Source organism: Flavobacterium sp. DW-iso2 (assembly GCF_058725285.1).
Window position 1 is genome coordinate 1 of the sequence record NZ_JBZXDY010000002.1, and the last position, 25,752, is coordinate 25,752.

Annotated in this window: 22 protein-coding genes; 12 read left to right on the plus strand and 10 right to left on the minus strand. The window is 34.9% G+C overall.

The window, feature by feature from the left end:
• The 3 genes from AC4PRO_RS01430 to AC4PRO_RS01440 all read left to right on the plus strand — a co-directional run.
• Positions 1-1,847, plus strand: a 1,847-nt coding sequence (locus tag AC4PRO_RS01430) for a T9SS type B sorting domain-containing protein (protein ID WP_492116026.1), incomplete at its 5' end; no start/stop codon positions are given.
• 48 nt (positions 1,848-1,895) lie between these two features.
• Complete coding sequence (locus AC4PRO_RS01435; protein WP_074722006.1) at positions 1,896-2,825, plus strand: PorP/SprF family type IX secretion system membrane protein; 930 nt, start codon at positions 1,896-1,898, stop codon at positions 2,823-2,825.
• A gap of 10 nt (positions 2,826-2,835) precedes the next feature.
• Entirely contained in the window at positions 2,836-4,776 is a 1,941-nt protein-coding gene (locus AC4PRO_RS01440) for an OmpA family protein (protein ID WP_492116027.1), read from the plus strand.
• Between the two features lie 118 nt (positions 4,777-4,894).
• Here AC4PRO_RS01440 and AC4PRO_RS01445 read toward each other — a convergent pair whose 3' ends face one another.
• The 3 genes from AC4PRO_RS01445 to AC4PRO_RS01455 all read right to left on the minus strand — a co-directional run bounded on the left by AC4PRO_RS01445 (position 4,895) and on the right by AC4PRO_RS01455 (position 10,250).
• Positions 4,895-8,326 (minus strand): DUF8818 domain-containing protein, encoded by a 3,432-nt coding sequence (locus tag AC4PRO_RS01445; protein ID WP_492116028.1) that lies wholly within the window; start codon positions 8,324-8,326, stop codon positions 4,895-4,897.
• Between the two features lie 85 nt (positions 8,327-8,411).
• Positions 8,412-9,668, minus strand: a complete 1,257-nt coding sequence (locus AC4PRO_RS01450; protein ID WP_492116029.1) for an aspartate kinase — start codon at positions 9,666-9,668, stop codon at positions 8,412-8,414.
• Between the two features lie 99 nt (positions 9,669-9,767).
• Positions 9,768-10,250, minus strand: a complete 483-nt coding sequence (locus AC4PRO_RS01455; RefSeq protein ID WP_492116030.1) for a GNAT family N-acetyltransferase — start codon at positions 10,248-10,250, stop codon at positions 9,768-9,770.
• 169 nt (positions 10,251-10,419) lie between these two features.
• On the opposite strand from AC4PRO_RS01455, the gene fbp reads away from it, so the two are divergent.
• On the plus strand, positions 10,420-11,439 hold the full coding sequence (gene fbp / locus AC4PRO_RS01460; RefSeq protein ID WP_492116031.1) for a class 1 fructose-bisphosphatase: 1,020 nt from the start codon (positions 10,420-10,422) through the stop codon (positions 11,437-11,439).
• Positions 11,440-11,487: 48 nt separating this feature from the next.
• Here fbp and AC4PRO_RS01465 read toward each other — a convergent pair whose 3' ends face one another.
• Positions 11,488-11,916 (minus strand): TerB family tellurite resistance protein, encoded by a 429-nt coding sequence (locus tag AC4PRO_RS01465; protein ID WP_492116032.1) that lies wholly within the window; start codon positions 11,914-11,916, stop codon positions 11,488-11,490.
• A gap of 194 nt (positions 11,917-12,110) precedes the next feature.
• Here AC4PRO_RS01465 and AC4PRO_RS01470 point away from each other — a divergent pair, with 194 nt between their 5' ends.
• From AC4PRO_RS01470 to AC4PRO_RS01480, 3 genes are read left to right on the plus strand one after another with little or no spacing between them, the layout of a single operon-like run.
• Entirely contained in the window at positions 12,111-12,704 is a 594-nt protein-coding gene (locus tag AC4PRO_RS01470; RefSeq protein WP_074721992.1) for a HupE/UreJ family protein, read from the plus strand.
• 1 nt (position 12,705) lies between these two features.
• Entirely contained in the window at positions 12,706-13,137 is a 432-nt protein-coding gene (locus tag AC4PRO_RS01475) for a deoxycytidylate deaminase (RefSeq protein ID WP_074722098.1), read from the plus strand.
• On the plus strand, positions 13,138-14,709 hold the full coding sequence (locus AC4PRO_RS01480; protein ID WP_492116033.1) for a S41 family peptidase: 1,572 nt from the start codon (positions 13,138-13,140) through the stop codon (positions 14,707-14,709).
• Between the two features lie 77 nt (positions 14,710-14,786).
• Here the strand turns inward: AC4PRO_RS01480 and AC4PRO_RS01485 are convergent, their stop codons facing one another.
• The 4 genes from AC4PRO_RS01485 to AC4PRO_RS01500 form a co-directional block, all read right to left on the minus strand.
• A complete protein-coding gene (locus AC4PRO_RS01485; protein WP_492116034.1) occupies positions 14,787-15,551 on the minus strand; it encodes a lysophospholipid acyltransferase family protein in 765 nt (254 codons plus the stop codon).
• 56 nt (positions 15,552-15,607) lie between these two features.
• Positions 15,608-16,213 carry an FAD-dependent oxidoreductase gene (locus tag AC4PRO_RS01490; protein ID WP_492116035.1) on the minus strand — a complete coding sequence of 202 codons (606 nt, stop codon included), beginning with the start codon at positions 16,211-16,213 and terminating at the stop codon, positions 15,608-15,610.
• A 2-nt stretch (positions 16,214-16,215) separates the two neighbouring features.
• Entirely contained in the window at positions 16,216-16,419 is a 204-nt protein-coding gene (locus tag AC4PRO_RS01495) for a hypothetical protein (RefSeq protein ID WP_074721984.1), read from the minus strand.
• Between the two features lie 123 nt (positions 16,420-16,542).
• Positions 16,543-17,118, minus strand: a complete 576-nt coding sequence (locus AC4PRO_RS01500; RefSeq protein ID WP_074721982.1) for a MarC family protein — start codon at positions 17,116-17,118, stop codon at positions 16,543-16,545.
• A gap of 158 nt (positions 17,119-17,276) precedes the next feature.
• On the opposite strand from AC4PRO_RS01500, the gene AC4PRO_RS01505 reads away from it, so the two are divergent.
• From AC4PRO_RS01505 to AC4PRO_RS01525, 5 genes are all read left to right on the plus strand, one after another.
• Positions 17,277-18,080, plus strand: coding sequence for a hypothetical protein (locus tag AC4PRO_RS01505; protein WP_074721980.1), 804 nt, complete (start codon positions 17,277-17,279; stop codon positions 18,078-18,080).
• An 86-nt stretch (positions 18,081-18,166) separates the two neighbouring features.
• Positions 18,167-18,733, plus strand: coding sequence for a DUF3109 family protein (locus AC4PRO_RS01510; protein ID WP_074721978.1), 567 nt, complete (start codon positions 18,167-18,169; stop codon positions 18,731-18,733).
• Between the two features lie 261 nt (positions 18,734-18,994).
• On the plus strand, positions 18,995-19,972 hold the full coding sequence (locus tag AC4PRO_RS01515) for a ribonucleotide-diphosphate reductase subunit beta (RefSeq protein ID WP_074721976.1): 978 nt from the start codon (positions 18,995-18,997) through the stop codon (positions 19,970-19,972).
• A 222-nt stretch (positions 19,973-20,194) separates the two neighbouring features.
• On the plus strand, positions 20,195-22,618 hold the full coding sequence (locus tag AC4PRO_RS01520; protein ID WP_492116036.1) for a ribonucleoside-diphosphate reductase subunit alpha: 2,424 nt from the start codon (positions 20,195-20,197) through the stop codon (positions 22,616-22,618).
• 316 nt (positions 22,619-22,934) lie between these two features.
• Complete coding sequence (locus tag AC4PRO_RS01525; RefSeq protein ID WP_492116037.1) at positions 22,935-23,435, plus strand: RDD family protein; 501 nt, start codon at positions 22,935-22,937, stop codon at positions 23,433-23,435.
• Positions 23,436-23,534: 99 nt separating this feature from the next.
• Here AC4PRO_RS01525 and AC4PRO_RS01530 read toward each other — a convergent pair whose 3' ends face one another.
• Together AC4PRO_RS01530 and AC4PRO_RS01535 are read right to left on the minus strand one after the other, a co-directional pair.
• The gene (locus AC4PRO_RS01530) at positions 23,535-24,269 is read right to left on the minus strand and encodes a hypothetical protein (protein WP_492116038.1); all 735 of its coding nucleotides are present in this window, start codon (positions 24,267-24,269) and stop codon (positions 23,535-23,537) included.
• A 203-nt stretch (positions 24,270-24,472) separates the two neighbouring features.
• Positions 24,473-25,537: a flavin monoamine oxidase family protein gene (locus AC4PRO_RS01535; RefSeq protein WP_492116039.1), complete on the minus strand. Its 1,065-nt coding sequence runs from the start codon at positions 25,535-25,537 to the stop codon at positions 24,473-24,475.
• Positions 25,538-25,752: the final 215 nt, after the last annotated feature.

A 25,752-nucleotide genomic window follows, 5' to 3' on the forward strand; every position in this document is an offset into this window, starting at 1 on the left:
GCAATCCAAGTGCAGTAGATGTAGAGTACACCTTCACATTAAGTACAGGAACAGCTGGAAGTTCAGATTACACGACTACCGATGTTAAAGTAACAGTATTAGCAGGTGCAACGACCGGAACAGTAAGCGTACCAACAACCATCGACACAATCGATGAGTCAGATGAGACCTTCACAATCCACAATGGAGCGGTAAGTGCAACAGGAACAATCATAGACAACAATACAGCACCAACAGTAACTGGAATCACTCCATCGATCGCCACCGAAGGCGATGCTGTAGTATTTGATTTCGAGTTAAGCAATCCAAGTGCAGTAGATGTAGAGTACACCTTCACATTAAGTACAGGAACAGCTGGAAGTTCAGATTACACGACTACCGATGTTAAAGTAACAGTATTAGCAGGTGCAACGACCGGAACAGTAAGCGTACCAACAACCATCGACACAATCGATGAGTCAGATGAGACCTTCACAATCCACAATGGAGCGGTAAGTGCAACAGGAACAATCATAGACAACAATACAGCACCAACAGTAACTGGAATCACTCCATCGATCGCCACCGAAGGTGATGCTGTGGTATTTGATTTCGAATTAAGCAATCCAAGTGCAGTAGACACGACGTATACCTTCACATTAACCAATGGAACAGCGGGTGATTTAGATTACACAATAACCAATGTTGTGGTAACAGTACCAGCAGGTGCAACTACTGGAACAGTAAGTGTACCAACGACCCAAGACAGTATTGATGAGTCGGATGAAACCTTCACGATTAATAATGGAACAGTAACGGCAACAGGAACCATTATTGACGATGATGATACTGCACTTATTCCTCCAACAACAAATGACATTGTAAATGCGACTTTGATTAAAAACGACAAATCGCAATCAGTTTCGCCATTAACTGGTTCAGATGCAGACGGTGTAGTAGTTGCTTACGTAATTCGAACGCTTCCTGATCCTGCATCAGGGATACTAACTTTGAATGGAATTCCTTTGTTCGTTGGTCAAGAATTAACAGTTGGAGAAGCTGCATTGATCCAATTTACTCCTAACTCAAGTTTCAACGGTAATAGAGCTAGTTTTACGGTAGTAGCCAAAGACAATACGGGACTGATGGGTCTTACTCCAGCAACAATAATAATTCCATTAGTGGAAGCTGAATCCCCAAGTATTTTACTTGTTAAAGAGGGGGTTTTTAATGATGTGGACGGCAACGGATTTGCTGAAGTTGGAGAAACAATAACTTATAATTTCACAATAACGAACACAGGAAATATTCCATTAACAAACGTTACTATTATTGATACTATGCCAGGTTTAGTAATAAGTGGAAATCCAATAGCTCTTTTGCAAGTAGGTGAGGCAAATAGTACTTCAATTATAGCTACATATGTGATTACTCAAAGAGACCTTGACGCTTTATCGATATCAAATAAAGCACTAGTACAGGGTACAAGTCCTAATGGTGCTATAGTCGAAAGCAGCTCTACGAAAATTGTTGATTTATCGCTAGTTGCTAGAGAATTTGTTTGTGCAATTAAGGTCTTTAACGCCTTATCACCAAATGATGATGGTAAAAATGACGAGTTCTTTATTGAAGGGTTAGAATGCTATCCTGATAATAAAGTCGAGATTTATAATAGATGGGGTGTTCTAGTTTTCGAGAGAGAAAAATACAATAATAAAGAAAGAGCCTTTAGAGGGGCATCTGAAGGACGAGTGACAGTAGCTCAATCCCAGGAATTACCAACAGGAACCTATTTCTATATTTTAAAATATTCAGATTTGGATAAGAAGGTAATCGAACAATCAGGTTATTTGTATATTAATAGATAAAACGAACACTATAGGTTTTTTCGAACCTTAGGTTATAAAAAATAAGTTATGAAAACAAGATTATTAATATTCACTTTAATTTTATTGTCGGGGACGATGGTAGCGCAGCAAGACGCGCAGTTTACCCAGTACATGTACAATACTGTTGGCATTAATCCAGCCTATGCAGGTTCTAGGGGTGTAATGAGCATTTTTGGAATACATAGAACCCAATGGGTAGGATTGGATGGAGCTCCTACCACCAATGGATTTTCATTAAACACCCCAATAGGAGACAGTAATGTAGGATTGGGATTGTCAATATTGAATGATAAAATTGGACCTTCAGTAGAGAACAATGTTTCGATTGACTTCTCTTATAGTATTCCAACATCAGAGACATACAAATTGTCGTTTGGTTTAAAGGCGACTGCTAATTTATTGAATGTTGATTTTAATAGATTAAATCAACACGATGCAAATGATTACAGTTTTGAAACCAATATTGACAATAAGTTTTCTCCGAATTTTGGGGTAGGAATGTATTTACATTCTGACGATACTTATATTGGTATATCAGCTCCGAACATATTGGAAACCGAGCATTTTGACAGATATGCAGGTACGGGAGCTAATAGCCATGTTGCAAATGAAAAGATTCATTATTATTTAATAGCAGGTCATGTATTTGATTTAAGCGCAACAGTTAAGTTTAAACCTTCGTTACTAACAAAAGTGATTCAAGGAGCACCTTTGCAAGTGGATATTTCAGGTAATTTTCTAATAAATGAAAAATTTGTAGCCGGTGTAGCCTATCGATGGAGCGCTGCTGTGAGTGCCATGGTAGGGTTTCAAGCCAGTGATTCCTGGTTTATAGGGTATGGATATGATTTAGAGACCACTAGATTGTCTAACTACAATTCAGGTTCCCATGAAATATTTTTGAGATATGAATTATTTAATAAATATGGTAGAATAGTATCCCCAAGATTCTTCTAAATTCCTCATTATGAAATTTAAAAACGTTATTTATAGTGCATTTTTAATTATTCTTGCCAGTCAAGGGTATGGACAAAAAGCAAATGTTGTTGCTGCAGATAAGAAATACGATCAGTATGCGTATATCGATGCTATCGCCACATACGAAAGTGTTGCAGAAAAAGGGTATAAGGATGAAAAGATGTTTCAAAAGCTAGGGAATGCCTACTATTTTAATGCCGATTTAGAGAAAGCAGGAAGATGGTACAAGGAGCTTTTTGATATGAATCAAGATCAGGAGCCAGAGTATTGCTACAGATATTCGCAATGCTTAAAATCGATTGGTGAATACAAAAAAGCAGATCAGATGCTGGAGCAATTTAATCGAAAGTCAGGGAATGACCAAAGAGCTAAATTATATGCCAGCAATAAAAATTATCTCGAAGAAATCAAAGCTAACTCAGGACGGTTTACTATTGAAGATGCAGGTATCAATTCTGAATATTCAGATTATGGTAGTTCTTTTTCAGGGAATAAATTAGTATTTGCATCCGCTAGAGATACAGGTGGAGTTGCTAAAAAAGTTTTTAGATGGACGAACCAGTCTTTTACAAATTTATATAGTTCAGAGAGGAACAATGATGGAAGTCTAAGCGCTCCAAAACGTTTAGCGAATGCTGTTAATTCTAAATTTCATGAATCTACGCCTGTCTTTACCAAAGATGGCCAGACAATGTATTTTACAAGAAATAATTATTTAGATGGAAAGAAAGGGAAGGATGATCAAAAAATAACACTTCTTAAAATATACAAAGCTAGTTTAGTGAACGGACAGTGGGAAAACGTATCTGAATTGCCTTTTAATAGCGACCAGTACAGCGTTGCTCATCCAGCATTAAGTGCCGATGATACAATTTTATATTTTGCTTCTAATATGCCTGGTACAATGGGCCAATCTGATTTGTTTAAAGTGACTATTAATAATGATGGGACATATTCCATTCCAGAGAATCTAGGGACTACAATTAATACAGAAGGACGAGAAACATTTCCATTTGTTTCAAATGATAATGAATTGTATTTTGCTACTGATGGACGTCCGGGACTAGGAGGACTAGATATTTATGTTTCTAAAATTGAAAAAGATTTAAGTTTCAAGGAAGTGAAAAATGTTGGAGCGCCAATAAACGGTACTCAAGATGATTTTGCTTTTTTGATAGATAGTAAAAGTAGAACTGGTTTTTTTACTTCTAATAGAATTGGCGGAAAAGGATATGATGATATTTACAAGTTTAACGAAACCAAAAAATTAGAGTGTTTGCAACTTTTAGATGGAACGATCACAGATCAAGAAACGGGTTTATTGCTTGCAGATTCTAAATTAAGTTTGTTTGACGATAAATTTGAATTCATTAAGGGAAGTAGCACCGATGAAAAGGGACAGTACAGTTTTGATGTAGAATGTGGTAAGATGTATTATATAAGAGCTGAAAAACTAAACTACGAGACCAAAGAAGCCAATATAACAATTGCTAAAACAACGGGTAAATCCGAATTAAATTTAGCGCTAGAGCAACGTATGAAGCCAATTGGTCTTGGCACAGATTTAGCTAAAACATTAAATATTCCGATGATTTATTTTGATTTAGATAAATCTTTTATTCGAAAAGATGCTGCCTTTGAGTTAGAGAAAATTGTTGCAGTTATGAATCAATATCCTAAGATGAAAATCGACATACGCTCCCATACCGACAGCCGACAAACAGAACAATATAATGAGGCTTTGTCAGACAGAAGAGCCAAATCAACAAGAACATGGTTAATCAAGAATGGCATCGATGGCAGTCGTTTAACCGCTAAAGGATATGGGGAATCCCAGTTAGTAAACCATTGTTCAGATGGCGTAATATGTACCGAAGTGGAACATCAGGCTAACAGACGTAGCGAATTCGTGATTATTTATATGGAATAAATTTTTTACCCGTTCGAAAGTGAAAAAGGAAACAGAAGAGGCTAAACTAGCCAACTATTTACAATAAATAGTTGGCTAGTTTAGCCTCTTTATTTTATTATAGTACAAATATTTCCTCCTAAAAATAAGCCCTCAATTGTACATTTCCGGTATGAATGGCTTTACTTGTTTCGCTTTTTCTTCCTTGATAATTGAAATTAATATCTAGGAATTGGGTGATGTTTTTTTGTAATAACAATCTCCATGTGATATTTTGACCCGTTTGTAAACCTTCTAGCATTTGAAAACCAACAGCAGAAAATTCATTGCCATTAAATTTATTTTGGTAAAAAGAAATCTCGCCATTTAAGGTGATTTTTTTCTCGCCAGCATAAGAAAAGGAAGTTCCAAATCGATTTTGAATTAGATTTTCGAAATTCCCAATCTGATTTTCTTTGTTTTGTAACTCGTAGAAAACATCCCAACTGGTGTTTTTTGAAAACAAATAGCTGATTTTTGGAGCTAGTTGATAACCTGATATAGTAAAATTCTTTTCTGGAAAATTTTCAGAAATTATAGCCGTTTGAATTGTTTTTGCGAAAGCGCCAAACAACCAACTCTTTCTATATAAATGTGAATATTGGAATTGATGAGAGCTGTTTGTAGATTCTTGTGAGCCTATGGAGAGTAAATTTTTTGTTTGATTTTCTAAGAATGAGTAGGTGACAGAGTGCTTTTGCTTTCCTCTATTGTAAAACAAACTATTTCTAAAACTGGAACTCAGTCCCAATACATTTTCTTGTGAGGAGTTAAAAGGGTTCAATTCAAAATTACCGCCTTCGTTTTTTGTTTTCCTATCAATAATGAAGGAAGTCTGATTGTAAAAAAACGAACTAAATTTTTTAAATCCCGTCGCGTTTTGCCACTGATTAGGATTTAAAATGATTGATTGAGAAAACTTGGTCTGATGCGTTTTTATATAGACACGATTGGGCAAATACACTCTAATGTACTTTGCCTGATCGATAAATGGAGCGACTTCAAATTCCTGTAATTCCTGAATTCCGTTTGCGTTATAATCATTCCAAGTGTAAACCCCTTGTCCAGCGGGAACTTCAAGATAAGTGAACTCCTGTTGCGGCAATGTTCCCGAATTGGTTTCATAAGCACTGGTTCCCTGAAGCAGTTGATTGAAAAAGCGGTCATTATATACTATTCTCGAATTCAGCGAAGGCTCGTTTCTCTTCGAAGCAGCTACAAAATCCAATACTCGATAATTAGCGTAAACAGATAAATCACTTTTAGGTGTTTGAATTAATTTTGATTTGAAATAGTAGGTTTGAGAAGTGTTTACCCTTTGTAATAGACCATTTTGAATACTATCATTGGTTCTTTTTAATAAACCCAATTCGACAAATACCTTTGTACTATCCCCTCGTCCGGCGAATAATCCATATTCGGAAAATCGCTGACTTAAGTTCGAAAATTGATTGGTTGATTTATTTTTTTCTTGATTGTCCTCCAATCGCTGGCTGGCACCGACCCAGTTTTTATCAAAATGATACCGAACTTGAGATTGGTTTCTAATGAAATTCGAAAAGGCAAGTATACCATCACTTTTTAAATAACTTCCTTGGTTTTGAAAGCTCCATTTTTTTAAATTAAAATATCCGTTTAGCATATGTCTATTCCCAGAGAAGCTTTCGGAGAAATCTAGTTTTTCAAATTGGTATTTTAGTATCCCGTTGTTATTCGTTTTTGTGGTGGGATTTAAATTAAAGTTCAAGCCCGATACGAGTAAACTTTGATTTCCAACCGCTGTCGTTCCGAGATTCCAATCCCTGTCAAATTCAATAGTATACAGCCGTTCAACAGTTTTAAATTCTTTTTGGGTAAATTGATAATTGGCAAAAGCATCAACGATCCATTTTTTTGAAAACAGACGTTGTTTGGTATTAATTTTTCCGCTTATTCCTTGATTGTTTGAGTCATCATTATTCGAAAACAGATTACTATCGTTGTTACTAACTGCTATTTCGAAATCAACAGCGGTTTTCTCAGATGGGGAGTATTTTCCTAAAAAAGTAGCTATTTGAATTTTTGTAGGAGCTACAAGTTGAACTGTTGGGGCATAATTCCCTTGTGGAACGGTGTTTATTGGTGCAATATATTCGTATATTCTACTGATGCTAGCCGCATTTTTCACTATGTAATTTCCCTTGTTGGAGCCAACTAAGCTAAATCGTACATTGAATAGCTCTATTTGAGCGTCATTTGAATATTCGAATATTTCAGCCGCATTCACCACCGTTTTTCTATACAGCACTTTATTGTCAGAGAAAGAGTCTGGATAGGCAGATGGAGCAATCATCAATTCTGGATTGTCTCCCGCATCGATCAAGATTTGTGCTTGCTCTTTGGAGAGGTTTTGTTGTAAAGGTTGGTTTTTGATATCATTTTCAGAATAGATATAACTTCCAAAACTCCATTTTTCATTTTGATGCGTGGCTCCTGCATACGTCACAAATCGCGTATAATTTCTGTCGGAATACTGGTATTCAATGGCAATACGCATTTCTGAAGTTATGGTAAACAAAGGTGTAAATGTTATTTCCCCCGCGTTATAGTCAATCGTATAATCATTATTTTTGCCTCTTTCTAAAAGCAATCCATTTACATAAACCCGCTCTGAGCCAGATATTACAAGTACGTATAATTCGCCATTTTGCCCCTTTAATTTATACGGCCCTTGACTGCCTTCGACTCCCGTGAAATTACTTTTGGCATATTGACCTCTGACCAAGGCTACGGCAGCGAAAACATTCGTTTTGTTTTTGGCGGTACCAAAATCGAAATTAGTGGAAAGTCCCTGCACCTTTTTATTAAAGTTAAGAAATTGTGTGGCGTGATTTTCTAGAAAGAGATCTCCCGCTCGAATATTCCATTTATCACTAAAAAGTTCCATGAAAATGTTGTCAAATTGGTCTAGTCGCTGTGAGTAACCACCATCTTGTAAAGGAATATTACTGTCTTGCAAAGATGCTCGTAAACTAACTTTTTCCGACAGTTTCCCCGTGATTTGTAAATCTAAATTGGAATTTAGAACTGTGTTTTGATTGTTCCCTATTGTTACTCCGCGGGTAATGCTCCCGGAAGTAGTCAAGCCGTCAAAAGGGATATTTTTTTCAGCAGTTTTCGTGTTTACTTGATATAATTTTTCCGAATTAATATCATTGCTGACCACCCGACTTGGGTCGTAAATGCGGTATTCCTTCGTTAGAAAATCAGGAAATTTTAGGTATTGTATTGTGATAGAATCGGATTCAAAAAGAAGTTTGCTATTTAACAGTAAAGTTGCTTTTAGAAAATCTACTTTATAAGAAGTACTGTCTATAGGAGTACTATTGGCGTCAAGCAATTTAAAAAAAGACGCATTTAGACTTTCATTTTCAAGATGTATGGTATCACGAGAAAATGCAATTTTCTTGGTTTTGTATAATGATTTGTTTTCCTGGGCATGGAGCCCAGAAAAACAAATGATCATCGCCAAAAGCAATATTTTTTTTACCATAAAGAGAATAACGTCTATAAATCAAAAGTAGTGTATTCTATATTATTATGGGCAATGTGATGCTAAAGCAAGCAAAGAATAGATTTTAATTTTCGCTGGTCACAATTTGCATTGTTTCCGTACTGATTTGTTTTAAAATTACTTTTTTGCCATTTTCAACTGTTTGGGCAGCGGCGTCGTTAAAATGTCTAATGGTATATAAAGTTACATTTTGACTAAAGTCAACTTTGAATTTTTTTGATAAAATAGCATTTAACTCGTTGAAATTATCAAATTTATCTTCAACACATACGGAGAAGCTGATAGCAGTATTCTGAATTAAATTGACTTTTAGTTTAAACTCATGGAATAAAGAAAATATCTCACTGATATTCTCTTCCATGATAAAAGAGAAATCTATTGAGGAAAGCGATATCAATAATTGGTTTCTTTTGACTATAAAACAAGGTAAATACGGCTCTAAATTAACGCCTTTTGAAACACTTGTCCCTTTTAGTAAAGGGTTAATAAATGATTTTACATACAAAGGAATTTCCTTTTTTTGTAAAGGTTGTAATGTTTTTGGATGGATTACCGTTGCGCCATAAAAGGCTAGTTCAATGGCTTCACGATACGAAATCTGATTCAATAAACTGGCATTCTCAAAATAACGTGGATCAGCATTCATTACTCCAGGAACGTCTTTCCAGATGGTTACGCTTTCAGCGTTTAAACAATAGGCAAAAATAGCTGCCGTATAATCAGAACCTTCACGTCCTAGTGTCGTTGTGAAATTGTTTTCATCAGAACCCAGGAATCCTTGGGTAATGTTTAACATTTTTCTTTTTACATTTTTCGAAATATTCTTTTGGGTAAGGTCCCAATCTACTGTGGCATCTCTATAATTAGAATCGGTTTTAATGAAGTTTCTAACATCAATCCATTCTGTTTTTATACCCATATGATTCATGAAATGAGCAAGAATAGTGGTAGATATCAACTCACCATAACTCACAACCTGATCATAAACAAAATTATAGTTAGGAGATTTGTTGTGTACTAAAAAATAGTCTAGATCAGAAAATTGCGCTTTTACAGCATTAAAAACAACGTGTTGATCATCTTCAAACAAATCCATTAAGATTTGATTGTGGTATTTTTTTACTTCTTGAACCGAGGATTGAAGTGCGGATGACTTATCAAAATAGTCTTTTATCACTACTTCAAGTGCATTAGTAGTTTTTCCCATTGCGGAGACCACCAATAAAACATCTTCATAACCTACCTTTTGTAAAACGTCATAAACATTTTTAATTCCCTCAGCATCTTTCACGGATGCACCTCCAAATTTGAATACTCTCATAATTATAAAAATTCCAATTTTTTAAATTCTAACTTCCAATGTTTAAATTCTAACTCCCCTTTTTTTAATTGGAATTTGGAATTTATTTTTTTTGAAAATTTATTTTCTTATCTTATTCTCAACAAAATTTTCTACACCTGCCTCGTCCATTTGCACTACGTACCAATCACGAAGTACTTTGGCACCTGATTTTTCATAAAAATCAATTGCAGGAGTATTCCAGTCCAGGACATTCCATTCCACTCTGCGAACTTGATCTTTTTTACCTTGTTTTATAATTTCTGAATACAAAGCATAGCCAGCTCCTGTACCGCGCATTTTTTCTTTGACTACTAAATCTTCTAAATGTATAGTCTTGCCTTTCCATGTTGAGTAGCGATAATAGTACAAGGCAATTCCAACAATCTCCGTCTCCACTTCAGCTACAAAAACATGAAATAAGGGAGTAGGGCCAAAGCCATCGCGAATTAAATCATCTACATTTATCAATACCGCATCTGGTTCCTTTTCAAAATCAGCTAATTCTTGAATTAATTCTAGAACAGCAGTCATATCTTCGGGGGTTCCTTTTCTAATAATCATATAGTATTGTTTTTAAAGGTTAAAAACTTAAAATAAAGTTTTTTCAGCCCGTAATTTAGGGATTATATTAGCAAATATACAATACCGACAAACTAAGTAAATATTATTCAATTCATTTTCACAAAAAAGCCGATATTTGTGACTTCAATTTAACTACAACGATGTCGTAATGGAAGAACGCAATAAAACCTTAGGGGAATTTATCATTGAGAATCAAAATGCCTTTCAATATTCGTCTGGCGAATTATCTAGAATTATCAATTCGATTAGATTAGCAGCCAAGGTGGTCAACTACAAAGTAAATAAAGCTGGGCTTGTTGACATTGTAGGAGCCGCTGGAGAACAAAACATTCAAGGGGAAGACCAACAGAAACTTGATGTTTATGCTAATGAAGTTTTTATTCAAACATTAATAAATCGTGAAATTGTTTGCGGAATTGCTTCTGAAGAAAATGACGAATTTATTACTGTTGAAGGAAGTGATAATAGCCATAATAATAAATATGTTGTATTAATGGATCCGCTGGATGGATCGTCAAATATTGACGTAAACGTTTCTGTTGGGACTATCTTTTCTGTTTATAGAAGAGTTACACCAATAGGTTCTCCGGTAACCATTGAGGATTTTTTACAGCCTGGAACGAGTCAAGTTGCTGCAGGATATGTAATTTACGGAACATCAACTATGATTGTTTATACAACTGGACATGGTGTAAATGGCTTTACTTTAAATCCTGCAATTGGGACGTTTTATTTATCACATCCTGACATGAAATTTTCTGAAGATGGGCATATATATTCCATTAATGAAGGGAACTATGTGCATTTTCCACAAGGGGTTAAAGATTATATCAAATATTGCCAATCAGAAGAGGATGACAGACCTTATACCTCTCGTTATATAGGAAGTTTAGTTTCTGATATTCATAGAAACATGATCAAAGGCGGAATTTACATTTACCCAACAAGTTCTAAAGCTCCAAAAGGGAAGCTACGTTTGTTGTATGAATGCAATCCAATGGCTTTTATTGTAGAGCAGGCTGGCGGAAAGGCGTCAGATGGTTTTGGAAGAATAATGGAAATTGAACCAACTGAATTGCACGAAAGGGTACCGTTTTTCTGTGGTAGTTATAATATGGTGGAGAAAGCAGAAGAGTTCATGCACAAAGCAAAACTAAGTAAATACTAAAATAATATATAAAGAGCCCTAAATTTTTAGGGCTCTTTATTTTTAAATTTATAGATGTTTTTCCATTTCTAAAAGGAAATCATCGACATCTGTGTTTTTGTCTACCAATAAAAGAGCTTCAGCTACGACCAAGTCTACGTTTTCTGGAGTAAAACCAATTCCTAAACAAAGTTTTTTCAACATAACTTCTTGTTTGTCTCCCAAAATATGGTCAACATGAACAATCCTTGCTAAATCGTACAAACGCTCCAATCTCATCGAATTTAAATAAGGAGGATTGATTGGGTATTTTGAAGGGTTTTCTAAAATCTCTTCATATTCTGCAGGAGAAATTTCAAGCCTAATGGCTAATTTGTCTAAAAACTCTTTTTCTTCAGGGGCAAAAACCCCGTCTGCTAATGCTAATCTTACAATAGAAGAAAAGTGACCTTTGTTTCTTTGCTTGAATTCGCTATCAAATAAATCTGAAAATGACATAATTAAGTGTATTTTTTATGGTACAAATATAAATCAATTTTTAAACTATTAAATTATTTTCGTTTTAATTTTAATTTTAAAATTATGGAATGTTTTTATTGAAATATAAATGTGGGATTTGACTATTCAATTCTACCATTTTCAAAATAAATCGTAAGTTTACAATCCCTTTATCAACTATAATTATTTCACCTATGTCAGAATTTTTGATTTATTTTCAAATAGGATTAAAACACGTTTTGGATATTTACGCTTACGATCATGTTTTGTTTTTAATCGCTCTTGCGGTGCCGTTTTCTTTTAATGATTGGAAACGAATAGTCCTCTTAATAACGCTTTTTACGATAGGTCACACTATGGCTTTATTGCTTTCTGTTTTTGGTATTATTGCCATTAAAGTAAATGTTGTGGAACTATTAATCCCAATCACGATATTAATTACCGCCTTTTTTAATTTGTTTACTGCCGGTAAATCAAATAAAAAAGAAAGTGTAAATCTGATTTTTTTCGTCACTCTGTTCTTTGGAATTATACATGGATTAGGATTTTCTAATTATTTTAAAGCAATACTTGGCGGAAATGCGACATCAAAAATACTGCCTTTAGCCGAATTTGCGTTAGGAATTGAAGCAGCACAAATTGTTGTGGTTTTTGTAGTTTTAATATTGTCATATATTGTACAAACTGTTTTTAGATTCTCGAAAAGGGATTGGACTTTAGTGATGTCAGCATTTATAATAGGAGTAGTATTGCCAATGATAATTGAAAATGAAATTTGGACGAGATAAAATGGAAGTAAAAAAATTAAATAAATACGATAAGGCTTATCTAAGAATTGCTACTGAATGGGGCAGTTTGTCTTATTGTAAGCGGAAACAGGTAGGGGCGATCATCGTTCGCGACCGAATGATAATTTCAGATGGTTATAATGGAACGCCATCGGGTTTTGAAAACTGTTGTGAGGATAACGAAGGATTAACCCGATGGGATGTCTTACATGCGGAAGCAAATGCCATTCTAAAAGTAGCAAGGTCCACCCAATCCTGTGAAGGCTCCACTTTGTATATTACATTGTCACCATGCAAAGAGTGTAGTAAATTGATACATCAATCTGGAATAAAACGAGTAGTGTATCATAAAGGGTACCGTGATGATTCAGGAATTCAGTTTTTAATAAAAGCTGGTGTGATTGTTGATCATATTTCAATATTAGAAGAATAGATGAAAACTGACGTTAAATACCTTCCAATAGTTCTGGGCGCAACTCTTGCGCTAGGGATTGTTATTGGCGGTTGGTTAAATACTTTCAATGGGAATCATTTTTTGGACGAAAATAGTTCTAAAACTAAAATTAATAAACTGATTGACTTTATCGATAATGAGTATGTAGACAATGTGAATACAGATTCTATCGTAAACATTACGGTCGACAATATTATGAGTCAGCTTGATCCGCATTCTGTTTATATTTCGCCGAGTGAGCAAACGCAAGTTGCGGAAAGCATGAAAGGCGATTTTGTGGGGATTGGTGTCAATTTTTATATGTACAAAGATTCTGTGGCGATAATCAGACCCATTGAGAATGGCCCTTCGGCCAAAGCGGGAATACAGGCTGGAGACAGGATTTTATATGCTGATAAAACAAAATTATTTGGACGTAAATTACCTAGCGACAGTCTTTTCTCTAAGTTAAAAGGAGAACAAGGTTCTGTTGTAGAGCTTACTATTTATAGAAAATCTATTGGTAAACAAATAAAAATCAAAATAGAACGGGGTATTATTCCTTTAAAAAGTGTCGATGTGGCAGTACTTTTAAATGGGAAAACTGGATATATTAAGATCAATCGCTTTGCCGAAACCACCTTTGAAGAATTTAAAATGGGATTGGCCAAATTAAAAAAAGAAGGAGCAAAAACGCTGATAATTGATCTTCGTGATAATGGTGGCGGTTATATGGAAGAAGCAATAGATATTGCAGATGAGTTGTTGAAAGATAAGCAATTAATCGTTTTTACTAAAAATAAAAAAGGCAACATACAAAAAACATACGCAACAAAAAAAGGCGATTTTGAGTCAGGTAATGTATTTGTATTGCAAAATGAAAATAGTGCTTCGGCGAGTGAAATTCTTGCGGGAGCGATTCAAGATAATGATAGAGGTACTATTGTAGGACGACGTTCTTTCGGCAAGGGATTGGTGCAACGAGAAATGGATTTTGATGACGGATCGGCAGTTCGATTAACGGTGGCGAGGTATTACACGCCTACAGGAAGGTCTATACAAAAACCATACGTCAAAGGGAATGAAGAATATTTTAAAGAGTCGGAAAATCGTTTTGAGAACGGGGAGTTATATGAAAAAGACAGTATTAAAGTTGCCGATAGTTTAAAATTTAAAACACCTAAAGGTAGAATTGTTTACGGCGGCGGCGGTATTGTTCCGGATATTTTTGTTCCTCTCGAAGTGGAGCATGGCAATGAAAATACAGTGTACTTAATGAAATCCGGAATCGTAGGGAATTTTGTTTTTGAGCAATTGGATAGAAATAGAGTTGTTTTTAAAGGGGTGCCTTTTGAGCAGTTTAAGGGTAAAATGGATAAAACCGATTTGTATTTTAAAGCTTTTCAAAAATACCTTTTGAGAAATGGATTAGATGTCGATTTATCGAAAAGCAAAGCTATTGTAAAGCGGTATCTCGCAGCTGAATTTGCTCGACAATTGTATGGAGAAAGCAGCTATTATGAGATCGTTTTAAAAGAGGACGCCATGGTTAACGCGGTACTTAATAAGTAGTTGTAGGCTTCAATATCAATTAAAAAAAATCAATATCAAATAAATACGGGCTCTAATCTTGAATGCCGCATTGCATTCTAACTTCTACCTTCCGTTATTAGGTTATCCCAGTCTTTCCTGTAGCGTATAAGTTCGTCATCGATCATTTCTTTGGAAGTTTTTAATAGAAAATCAACATCATTAGAATATAAAGGAGGGAAATACGTCATTTTTATCTGTGTGGTGCGTTTTCCGAAGCATTTTATAAAATGGGGCACGAAGGTATCGTCGTCAACAAATGCATCTGTTTTTTCTTTGTAATCAATTGCAATAGGGATTACAGCAGCTTCGATTTTTGTGGCCATTGCAAATGAGCCGTAGTTAAAGTCGATGGTGGTGGGTGAAACATGTGTTGTTCCTTCCGGAAAATTAATGACTGAATGGCCGAGGCTCAGTGCTTTCTTTATGCTTTCGCAGGTGTTTTGTCTGCTTTCAGGATCTTTTCTGTCAACAAAAATCACTCCTGATATTTTGCAAATGTATCCTATAAGAGGCCATGATTCTACTTCCTTTTTTCCTACTGGAAAGGTCTGTCTGTGATTTACCATGATTATGGGGTCAAAATACGAACGGTGATTAGCAACAATTAGTCCTTGGACTTCTGGAGGTACTCCGTAAATTTGGAGACGGATACCAAGTAATGAGTTGAGTACGCTGATTATAAAATCGCGAAATATAAGCGCGTTTTTTGAAGTTGTTTCTTTACTCCAAAATAAACTTACTAAGTAGAAAAGAAGAGAGAAGAAAGAAATAAATAGTATAAAAAGAATCAATCTTGTTAAGCCTAATATATATGATTGCATAATGTGTTTTGTAAAAAAGGTAAAACTAACATTATTTCCGAATAATTAAAGGTGCTTTATCGAATACTGTCGTGAATATGTGTTTGAGTTCCGTGATTCCATAACGTAAGAATATCTGTTGCTACTGCGGCGCCACTTCCGGCGGCAATGGCAAGTTGGCTTCTCCATCCCGCTAGAGTTCCCGCTACGTAAATGCCTTCGGTAATTTTGTGATCAATATTGTGTAATTGAATTCTTTCTTTTTCGGGTAGTGATTTTTGATGCGGCTCGACAAACTGCATTAGTCCTTCAATTGAAAAGGTGTTTGCCGCGCCAATAGCGACTACAATTACTTTGGTTTTGTAAGTGTTTTTGTTTGTTATTATGGTAAATTCTGGAGATTGTCCTTCAATTTTCAAGACTTTTTCACTTGGTATTTGAGCGATATGAGGATAGAGTTGAGATAGTTGCTTTATACTTTGTACTAGCAAATCTGAGCCTAATGTTGCGGAAGGAATTCCATAGGCATTATTAAAAATAGCTTCTTGGAGAGAGGATGATTTTTGATGGGTGAAAATTCCAATTTCTTTTTCGGTTGCAAATAGTTTCTTTTTTGCAGACCCTAATACAAGGCCACATGACATTCCAGAAACGCCACCACCAATAATCAAAACGTCAAACATAGTTATAGGTTATCGTTCATCTTTTCTTCAATTTTTTTAGACATTCTAAAAATCAAAAGAATTAACACAGCGCAGAACGAAGCTCCGATTCCAACCGATGCTACCATACTGTCTCCTTGAAATGGATGATTGAAATCTAGCAATGTAATATTAAAAATAATAAGTGCCAAAGCTAAAAACACTAAAATGTTAGTAAAGATTTTCATAATATGGAATTTTATACCTGAGTCGTAAAAAAGATTTGAGGAGTAGTTTAATTAAAACATATTCCAGAAAAATCAGATTATATTTACAGGCTACATTAGAGGGTAAATTTATAAAAAAAAATATTATACAAACAAACCTTTAACATTAGCAGCGAATAATTTAACAGCGATTGCGAGAAGAACGACCCCGAAAGTCTTGCGAACAACCCCTAATCCGTCTTTTCCAAGCATTCTCTCGATTTTAGAAGATGATTTTAGTACGATATAAACTAAAAGAATGTTTAAAATGATTGCGATAATGATATTTATGGTGTGAAATTGAGATTTTAGCGACAGCAAAGTGGTCATTGTTCCGGCTCCCGCAATTAATGGAAATGCAAGAGGAACAATAGAGGCAGAGCTGGCTTCCTCGTCACGATAAATACGAATTCCTAAAATCATTTCTAATGCTAAAAAGAATAAAACAAAGGAACCAGCGACCGCAAATGAGTTCACGTCGATACCAATTAGTTTTAAAAGTTCTTCACCCACAAAAAGGAAAACAATCATAATAAAACCAGAGGCTAAAGAAGCTTTTTCAGATTCAATATGGCCAAATTTGGATCGCAGGTCAACGATTATGGGAATAGAACCCACGATATCAATCACAGCAAAAAGTACCATTCCAACAGTAATTATCTCCCTTATATCTAATTGCATAACGTTTTTTTATTTATTGCAAAAGTATTAAATTTAGTTGACAGCTATGTTAGTTTTTAATTGTAATTCTGACTCTAATTCTGGCATTTTTCTTTTAAATTAATGTAACTGTTTGAAAATCAAGTCGTAAATTTGACTGTAATTTAAAATTTATAGTCATGAAACAGATAGCTCGGGTTTTTAGTATAGTGTTGTTGTTATTTTTTATTACTACTTCGGAAGCGCAGATTTTGAAAAAATTATCAAAAAAAATTCAAGATAATGTAGCTGCAAAAGTAGTTCGCAAAGATAGTGTAACGGTAGAGCATAAAGAGGGAATTTTGAATGATGATGTGATGGCAATGGTACATGGAAAGAATAAAATAGATGTTTCATTGATTCCTAATTCTTATCCGTTTAGTTGGGAATATTCTTTAGAAATTCAAAGTGACAATAACAAAGCGATGGTTGTGGATTATTTACTGGAACCTAATGCAGAATATTTTGGTTTTAAAATGCAGGATGCAGGAGGTATGTTTATGGTGATTGACAGCAAAAACAGGTTTATGATTAGCACTTTTAAGGGTGAAAAAGGAAATATGGCCATGGCTTCTAAAATGCCTGAATATTCTGAAATGATAGAAAAAGGAAATGATAGCGACGAGTTTTCATATAAAGCACTTCCGGATAAAACAATAATGGGTTATAATTGCAGAGGAATTGAAGCTACAAGTGAGAAGTTTATTATGGTTTTTTATTATACTAATGAGGCTAAAGTGAGTTTTTCTGACCTGTTTAGAGCGCAACAAAAGCAAACAGCCCCAAATGCTTTGAAAAATTATTTCAAAGTAGGAGATAAACCTTTAATGATGACTATGAGTATGAAGGATTTAAAAAATAAAGGGGTAGTTACCACGATGAAGTGTGTTAGCTTGGTTGAAAAAACAAATACATTTAATAAAGTAGATTATATATTTATGTAGTTTGTCTTTCAATCTTTTCCGTTTTTGTTTTCAAATTTATGATTTGCTGAGGTGCTTTTTTGAATATCTTTGAATATCTTTGTAGAATGTTTCAACTAGGTAAGACCATCGTCTCAGAAGATATTTTAAGTAAAGATTTTGTTTGCAATTTAACAGCCTGTAAAGGGGCTTGTTGTGTTAACGGTGATGCCGGAGCACCACTAAGTCTCGAGGAGACAAAAATTTTAGAGGAAATATATCCAAAGGTAAAACCGTTCCTTCGAAAGGAGGGGATTGCGGTTATTGAGGCTCAAGGAACTTCGATAGTGGGTACAGACGGTGACCTTGAAACGCCACTGATTGACGACAAAGATTGCGCTTATGTAATCTATGATGGCAAAACAGCACTTTGTGGTATTGAACAAGCTTATAATCAAGGAGAAATACACTGGAAAAAACCTGTTTCTTGTCATTTATACCCAATTCGTGTAAAAGATTTCACTGAATTTGCTGCTGTTAATTATGACAGATGGGATATTTGTGATCCAGCCTGTTCTTTAGGTCAGGAACTTGAGGTTCCAATCTATAAATTCGTCAAAGAAGCTTTGGTTAGAAGGTTTGGCGAAGACTGGTACTTGGAACTTGAGAAAGTCGCCGAAGAGCTAAAAAAGTAATTCCGAAAAATCGCCTTTTTTTATCGCGATTTGTTTTTAAATCCCTATGTTTTACGGTGCTTTAGCGAGCATCGATAAATTTAATCTATTGATTATTAGCAATTTGTGATTTCATGAAAAACGTTCTGTTTTTTCATGTTTGTTAAAAACTATGGCCGATTGTGGATAAGTTTGGCTTTTAATTATCGCAATATTTTACAATCTTTGTAATCCCCAGAACGCATAAAAATTCTTTAAAACATCAAAATAAAACAAACAACAATGTCGCAAATTGAACCAATATTACAAGAGAATAAAAATCGATTCGTAATTTTTCCTATCAAGCATCATGATATCTGGGAATGGTATAAGAAGATGGAAGCTAGTTTTTGGACTGCTGAAGAAATCGATTTGTCTCAAGATTTGAATGACTGGAATAATAAATTGAACGATGATGAAAGATATTTCGTGAAACATATTCTTGCTTTTTTTGCCGCTTCAGACGGAATTGTAAATGAAAACCTAGCGGAAAATTTTGTAAATGAAGTACAATATGCTGAAGCCAAATTCTTTTATGGTTTTCAAATTATGATGGAAAATATTCACAGTGAAACCTATTCGTTGTTGATTGACACCTACGTAAAAGACGAGGCTGAAAAAGATGATTTGTTTAATGCTTTGGAAGTTTTTCCAGCTATTAAGAAAAAAGCAGATTGGGCTTTGAAATGGATAGAATCTGATTCTTTTGCAGAGCGATTAATTGCTTTTGCAGCAGTTGAGGGGATTTTCTTCTCAGGAGCATTTTGTTCTATTTACTGGTTAAAGAAAAGAGGGTTAATGCCAGGATTAACTTTTTCTAACGAGTTGATTTCTCGTGATGAGGGAGTTCACTGCGATTTTGCGGTACACTTACATAACCACCACTTGGTTAATAAAGTTCCAAAAGAAAGAATTAGAAGCATTATTGTAGATGCTTTAAATATAGAAAGAGAATTTATTACAGAGTCACTTCCGGTAAGTTTAATAGGGATGAATGCGGTCTTGATGACGCAATATTTAGAATTTGTTGCTGATCGATTGTTAGTTGAATTGGGTTGCGACAGAGAATACAATACTACAAATCCATTTGATTTTATGGATATGATTTCGCTTCAAGGAAAAACAAATTTCTTTGAAAAGAAAGTAGCCGAATATCAAAAATCTGGTGTGATGAACACTGATGGTGATGCTCAAAAAATATCTTTTGACGCAGACTTTTAATTTTTAGAAGCAAAGAAATTAGGTTGCAAAGTAAATTGAAAGCTTAGTTTTAGCAGAAAAGCTATAATAATAGAAACTTTAAGTCTTCGTGTCTTTACGGCTATCGGAGATGAAATACTAAAGCATAAATACATTGTGCCTTAGCGCTCTAGTGGCAAAAATTAAATAACAAATAACCAGAAACAGCGAAGGGATTTACTGTTTTTAAAAACAAACAAAAGTATGTACGTAGTAAAAAGAGATGGCCACAAGGAGCCAGTAATGTTCGACAAAATAACAGATAGAATTAAAAAACTATGTTATGGTTTGAATGATTTAGTGGATGCCGTTAAAGTGGCAATGCGAGTAATTGAAGGACTTTACGATGGAGTTTCTACGTCAGAATTAGATAATTTAGCAGCTGAAACCGCAGCTTCGATGACTATTGCGCACCCGGATTATGCACAATTGGCAGCGAGAATTGCGATTTCAAATTTGCATTCCAATACAACAAAATCATTTTCGGAAACAATGACCGAAATGTTTGAATATGTAAATCCGAGAAATGGACAATACGCTCCATTAATTGCTGAGGATGTTTACAAAGTAATTCAGGAAAACGCTGAGTTTTTAGATTCGCATATCATTTATAATAGAGATTTTAACTATGATTATTTTGGATTCAAGACATTAGAACGTTCTTATTTGCTTAAGATAAACGGGAAAATTGTAGAGCGACCACAACATATGTTAATGCGTGTTTCTGTTGGGATTCACTTAGATGATTTAGAGTCGGTTTTAGAGACCTATGATTTAATGTCTAAAAAATTCTTTACGCATGCAACACCAACATTATTTAATTCAGGAACGCCAAAGCCTCAAATGTCTTCTTGTTTCCTTTTAGCAATGCAAGATGATAGTATTGATGGGATTTATGATACGTTGAAACAAACGGCTAAAATTTCGCAATCTGCCGGAGGAGTAGGACTTTCTATTCACAATGTACGTGCTACAGGTTCGTACATTCGTGGTACAAACGGAACTTCTAACGGAATTGTTCCTATGTTGAGAGTTTTTAACGATACGGCACGCTACGTAGATCAAGGTGGAGGAAAACGTAAAGGTAGTTTTGCTATTTATATCGAAACTTGGCATGCAGATATTTTTGATTTCTTGGATTTAAAAAAGAATACAGGAAAAGAAGAAATGCGTGCGAGAGATTTATTTTTCGCAATGTGGACTTCTGATTTGTTTATGAAAAGAGTTCAGGAAGACGGTAATTGGACGTTGATGTGTCCTAACGAATGTCCTGGATTGTATGATGTATATGGTGAAGAATTTGAAAAAATGTACACTGATTACGAAAAAGCTGGTAAAGGAAGAAAAACAATTAAAGCACAAGAATTGTGGGAGAAAATTCTAGAATCTCAAATTGAGACTGGAACGCCTTACATGTTATATAAAGATGCGGCAAACCGCAAATCAAATCAAAAGAATTTAGGAACGATACGTTCGTCAAACTTGTGTACAGAGATTATGGAGTACACTTCTCCTGATGAGGTAGCGGTTTGTAATCTAGCATCACTTTCATTACCCATGTTTGTGGATAATGGTAAGTTTGATCACGAAGCATTTTATAATGTAACAAAACGCGTTACCAAAAACTTGAATAAAGTTATTGATAGAAATTACTATCCGGTAAAAGAAGCAGAAAATTCTAACCTACGTCACAGACCAGTAGGTCTTGGAGTACAAGGATTAGCAGATGCTTTTATCATGTTGCGTTTGCCTTTTACATCTGATGAGGCTAAAAAGCTGAACCAAGAAATCTTCGAAACACTTTATTTTGCTGCTGTAACCGCTTCTATGGAAATGGCAAAAGTAGAAGGGCCTTATTCAACATTTAAAGGATCGCCAATCTCTCAGGGAGAATTCCAGTACAATTTATGGGGAATGAAAGATGAGGAATTATCAGGACGTTGGGACTGGGCGTCTTTAAGAAAAGAAGTAATGGAGCACGGAGTACGTAATTCATTATTAGTTGCACCTATGCCTACCGCTTCAACTTCTCAAATTCTGGGTAACAACGAAGCATTCGAACCTTATACTTCTAATATTTACACTCGTCGTGTATTATCCGGAGAGTTCATTGTGGTAAACAAGCATTTATTGCATGATTTAGTGGAGCTTGGTTTGTGGAATGAAACTTTGAAACAAGAATTGATGAGAAATAACGGATCAGTACAAGATTTAAATATTCCTCAAGACTTGAAAGAATTGTATAAAACAGTTTGGGAAATGTCAATGAAAGATATTATCGATATGTCACGTCATCGTGGTTATTTTGTAGATCAATCGCAATCATTGAACTTGTTTATGCAAAATGCCAATTATTCAAAACTAACGTCAATGCATTTTTATGCTTGGCAGTCAGGATTGAAAACAGGAATGTACTACTTAAGAACAAAAGCGGCAGTTGATGCGATTAAATTTACATTGAACAATGATAAAAAAGCAGAGCCAATCGAAGTAATGTCTAGACCAGCGCCAGTAGCAACTCCGGTTGCTGTGGAAGCGGCAGTAGAGATGACAGCAGATGAATACAAAGCAATGATCGAACTAGCTAAAAATGCTGGTCCAGATGATTGTGAAATGTGTGGATCGTAAATTAGAAAATAGAATACAGTAAATGAAGCAGCTATCAATTTTTTGGTAGCTGTTTTATTTTTAGGAGCAGTTTACTTCGTCAGTTCGCTTCGCTCGTGTCCCGCTTTCCATTACAATCTTTTTATTTTTAAAGAAAAAATAAAAAGGATTTTCACTGCAATCAGGGCTATGAATATAGTTGTTAAAATTGTGTTTAAGGACTAATGACAAACTCGTAATAATGAATATTCTGATTAATATTTTAATATTAATTGCTTATATTTGAGTAGATTAAGCTGTGGGTTTATTCTTTTTGTTAGCTAAAAATACGGATAATATGAAAAATACAACATTTGCAATTACGGATGATTTACTCGCTACACGGGGACAGCGATTTCTTAATTTTAGTATTGATTTAGTATTCCTTTATATTATCATACTGAGCATTGGGACTTCTATTATCCTGATTGCTGATGCTGCGAGTAAGTTTGCGGTTTCTACTTGGGTCGAGACGATGTCCAAAGGAGAAATCGTACTTTATAGCATATTGATCATGCTGCTCTATTATAGCCTTACTGAAATCTACTTTTCCAGAACCATCGCGCAACTAATTACCAAAACGGTTGTAGTTAATAAGGATGGCGTAAAACCAGATATAAAAACGTTAGTGATACGCACGCTCTGCAGGTTTATTCCATTTGAGCCTTTTTCCTTTTTAGGAGCGATTCCCCGCGGTTGGCATGATACTTTTTCGGATACGTACGTGGTCAAAAAAAAGAATTTGTCAAAAAGTAGAGGGTTTTTTAATAACCCAGAAGAATTTAGAAAAATAGAATAATAAATAACCCTAGTACGTATAAGGTACTAGGGCTTTTGATTATAGTGACGCCGTATTATTTTCTTTTCAAATTTTATACTAACAAGTATTATTTAAAATTTACAACTCAGTAAATGGATTTACACCATTATTAATGGCTTCAATCGATTTTCCGATTTTAATATTTTGTAGTTTCAAATTAATTAACCCTTTATGGCTTGTCGCAATTTTGACATTGTTCTGAAATGTTTTCCAATCTTCCCAGCTTGTCTCTAGTCCGCCCATGGGAATAATGCTAACCCAAAGTCTCCAGGCTTTAGGAACATAATTTTGATCGACTAACCAAAGATAAGAATCGCCTGGAGTGCTGCCACCAGTAGCGTAGGTAACCATTAAAGCTTCCTGATTGTCCTGCATTACAATACTTCGAGTTGTTCCAGCGTCCCGTAATTTGAACGGAGCAATAAGCCAGAAAGAATCATTATTAAAAGAATCATTCGCTTGTTTTATAGCTTTTGTTTTATCAGTATCAGCCAATTTTTTGTCATTTTCATAAGCAACACCTTCTAAAGTTTGATTGTTGTAAATTACCTTTTTATGATCCCATTGCACTTGAACCAAATTGCGTTTTTTGTCCCACAGATAATGATGGCTTCCTTTAAAGGTAAAGGCAACTGCTACGATCGAGTCCCACGCTTTTTGATTGATTGCTTGTTGAATTTTATCCGTAAGCGCTTCGGCTTTTATTCCTTTTTCACCTTGCGGTAGTGGTTTACTCGTGAAATATAAAAAGGCTACGAGCGCGATAATAAGGACAAGAATAATAGTGCCAATTATTTTGAATGTTTTTTTCATTATTTAAAATTGTTTTGTTTTGAACTCCTTCTCAAATATAATGAAATAGGATCATTTGAACTGGATCTTTCTTAATTTGTTAGTGTATTACACAGGGCCTAGCTTATTAAAGCTAAACCCTTTGCAACTACATTGATGATAAATAAATCGCAAACTATTGAAAATAGCAGCAACACTATATAAATAGTTTTTGTAATCTTATGCTAGGCCTTACTTTGTAATTTTAAAATAGTTTCGGCGGTATTTTTGGCAGCTATTACAGCGCCTTCCATATAACCTGGATATTGATTAGCGGTTTCGGTTCCAGCAAAAAATAACCGATTATCGTAATAAGATTCCCGGAATAAAGGATGTCCATTGTTTTGATGTGGATACATAAACCCTATTTGCTTCGCGCTTTTAGTGGCTGTTTCCTTTGCCCAAACCGTTTCATGATAAGACGTAAAGTTGAGCGATTCCTGACCAAAAATCTTCTCTAATTGTATTTTTAGTTTTTCTAATCGCTCTTCCTGAGTGTACATTTCCATTCCGGAACTGATGAAGCCACAAAGAGCAAATTTGTTCAACGCCGCATTGGATTGATCGTAAAACTCCGTTATCGGGCCCACATTACTAAATAAAGTACCTGAATAATTCTTGTTGCGCCAAAAAGGGTCATCGTAAACAAAGGCAACTTTAATAGAATCTTGCATCCAAGTATGCGTTTTTTTAGCAATATCTGTTAGTTTTTGCGGCAGTGGAGGATTTATGTTAATATCATTTGCAAACAACGCTTGCGGCAAAGTCGAAATCACATAATCAGTTTCGAATATTTTGTTTGGAGTTGTAATTTTTATTTTCTCATTGTCAAAATCGATGTTAGAAATTACTTCGTTTAAATGAATTGGAACATCAGTCAATTTAGATTTTAAGGTTTCGATAAGTTGGCTTGTTCCGCCTACAACTCGGTAACTCGGACTATTTTGTGGAATCTGGATCTCTTGTGCTGGTGCAGCTGAAAATGGTTCGAAATAGGAAGTGCCTTGCATGAATTGTTCGAAATAATCCAGCTCTAATTCGCTTAAGAGATTTTTGAAATTAACATGAATCTCATTAAACCAAGTCGCACCCATTTCTACTTGAGCGGTATCAGAATTTATAGTGTGGATTCGCCCGCCAATGCGGTTTCTAGCTTCAATAATTTCGATATCAAAGTCTTTATTTTGTAGGTGGTAAGCGGTTAATAATCCGCTTAATCCAGCGCCAAGTATGGTGATTTTTTTAGTCATTTTTTTCTTTTGAAATTGCGCGTAAAAATACAATCTGTTTGTCTATAAGATACTTTTTAGCAATCATATTATCAAATACCACTATAGTACGTTTTAGTACATGCTTGTGTGCAGATGCTGTTTCGATTTTTGTTTTCACACATCCGTTTATAAAACAATTAAAAGCTATTTTATGTTATTGCTATTTCTTTATCTTTGAAAAATAATCCAATTAT

Bases quoted from the DNA above. Each gene is read 5' to 3' on its own strand.
- AC4PRO_RS01435 (WP_074722006.1), top strand. From the start codon at position 1,896: ATGAAAACAAGATTATTAATATTCACTTTAATTTTATTGTCGGGGACG.
- AC4PRO_RS01440 (WP_492116027.1), top strand. From the start codon at position 2,836: ATGAAATTTAAAAACGTTATTTATAGTGCATTTTTAATTATTCTTGCC.
- AC4PRO_RS01445 (WP_492116028.1), bottom strand. From the start codon at position 8,326: ATGGTAAAAAAAATATTGCTTTTGGCGATGATCATTTGTTTTTCTGGG.
- AC4PRO_RS01450 (WP_492116029.1), bottom strand. From the start codon at position 9,668: ATGAGAGTATTCAAATTTGGAGGTGCATCCGTGAAAGATGCTGAGGGA.
- AC4PRO_RS01455 (WP_492116030.1), bottom strand. From the start codon at position 10,250: ATGATTATTAGAAAAGGAACCCCCGAAGATATGACTGCTGTTCTAGAA.
- fbp (WP_492116031.1), top strand. From the start codon at position 10,420: ATGGAAGAACGCAATAAAACCTTAGGGGAATTTATCATTGAGAATCAA.
- AC4PRO_RS01465 (WP_492116032.1), bottom strand. From the start codon at position 11,916: ATGTCATTTTCAGATTTATTTGATAGCGAATTCAAGCAAAGAAACAAA.
- AC4PRO_RS01470 (WP_074721992.1), top strand. From the start codon at position 12,111: ATGTCAGAATTTTTGATTTATTTTCAAATAGGATTAAAACACGTTTTG.
- AC4PRO_RS01475 (WP_074722098.1), top strand. From the start codon at position 12,706: ATGGAAGTAAAAAAATTAAATAAATACGATAAGGCTTATCTAAGAATT.
- AC4PRO_RS01480 (WP_492116033.1), top strand. From the start codon at position 13,138: ATGAAAACTGACGTTAAATACCTTCCAATAGTTCTGGGCGCAACTCTT.
- AC4PRO_RS01485 (WP_492116034.1), bottom strand. From the start codon at position 15,551: ATGCAATCATATATATTAGGCTTAACAAGATTGATTCTTTTTATACTA.
- AC4PRO_RS01490 (WP_492116035.1), bottom strand. From the start codon at position 16,213: ATGTTTGACGTTTTGATTATTGGTGGTGGCGTTTCTGGAATGTCATGT.
- AC4PRO_RS01495 (WP_074721984.1), bottom strand. From the start codon at position 16,419: ATGAAAATCTTTACTAACATTTTAGTGTTTTTAGCTTTGGCACTTATT.
- AC4PRO_RS01500 (WP_074721982.1), bottom strand. From the start codon at position 17,118: ATGCAATTAGATATAAGGGAGATAATTACTGTTGGAATGGTACTTTTT.
- AC4PRO_RS01505 (WP_074721980.1), top strand. From the start codon at position 17,277: ATGAAACAGATAGCTCGGGTTTTTAGTATAGTGTTGTTGTTATTTTTT.
- AC4PRO_RS01510 (WP_074721978.1), top strand. From the start codon at position 18,167: ATGTTTCAACTAGGTAAGACCATCGTCTCAGAAGATATTTTAAGTAAA.
- AC4PRO_RS01515 (WP_074721976.1), top strand. From the start codon at position 18,995: ATGTCGCAAATTGAACCAATATTACAAGAGAATAAAAATCGATTCGTA.
- AC4PRO_RS01520 (WP_492116036.1), top strand. From the start codon at position 20,195: ATGTACGTAGTAAAAAGAGATGGCCACAAGGAGCCAGTAATGTTCGAC.
- AC4PRO_RS01525 (WP_492116037.1), top strand. From the start codon at position 22,935: ATGAAAAATACAACATTTGCAATTACGGATGATTTACTCGCTACACGG.
- AC4PRO_RS01530 (WP_492116038.1), bottom strand. From the start codon at position 24,269: ATGAAAAAAACATTCAAAATAATTGGCACTATTATTCTTGTCCTTATT.
- AC4PRO_RS01535 (WP_492116039.1), bottom strand. From the start codon at position 25,537: ATGACTAAAAAAATCACCATACTTGGCGCTGGATTAAGCGGATTATTA.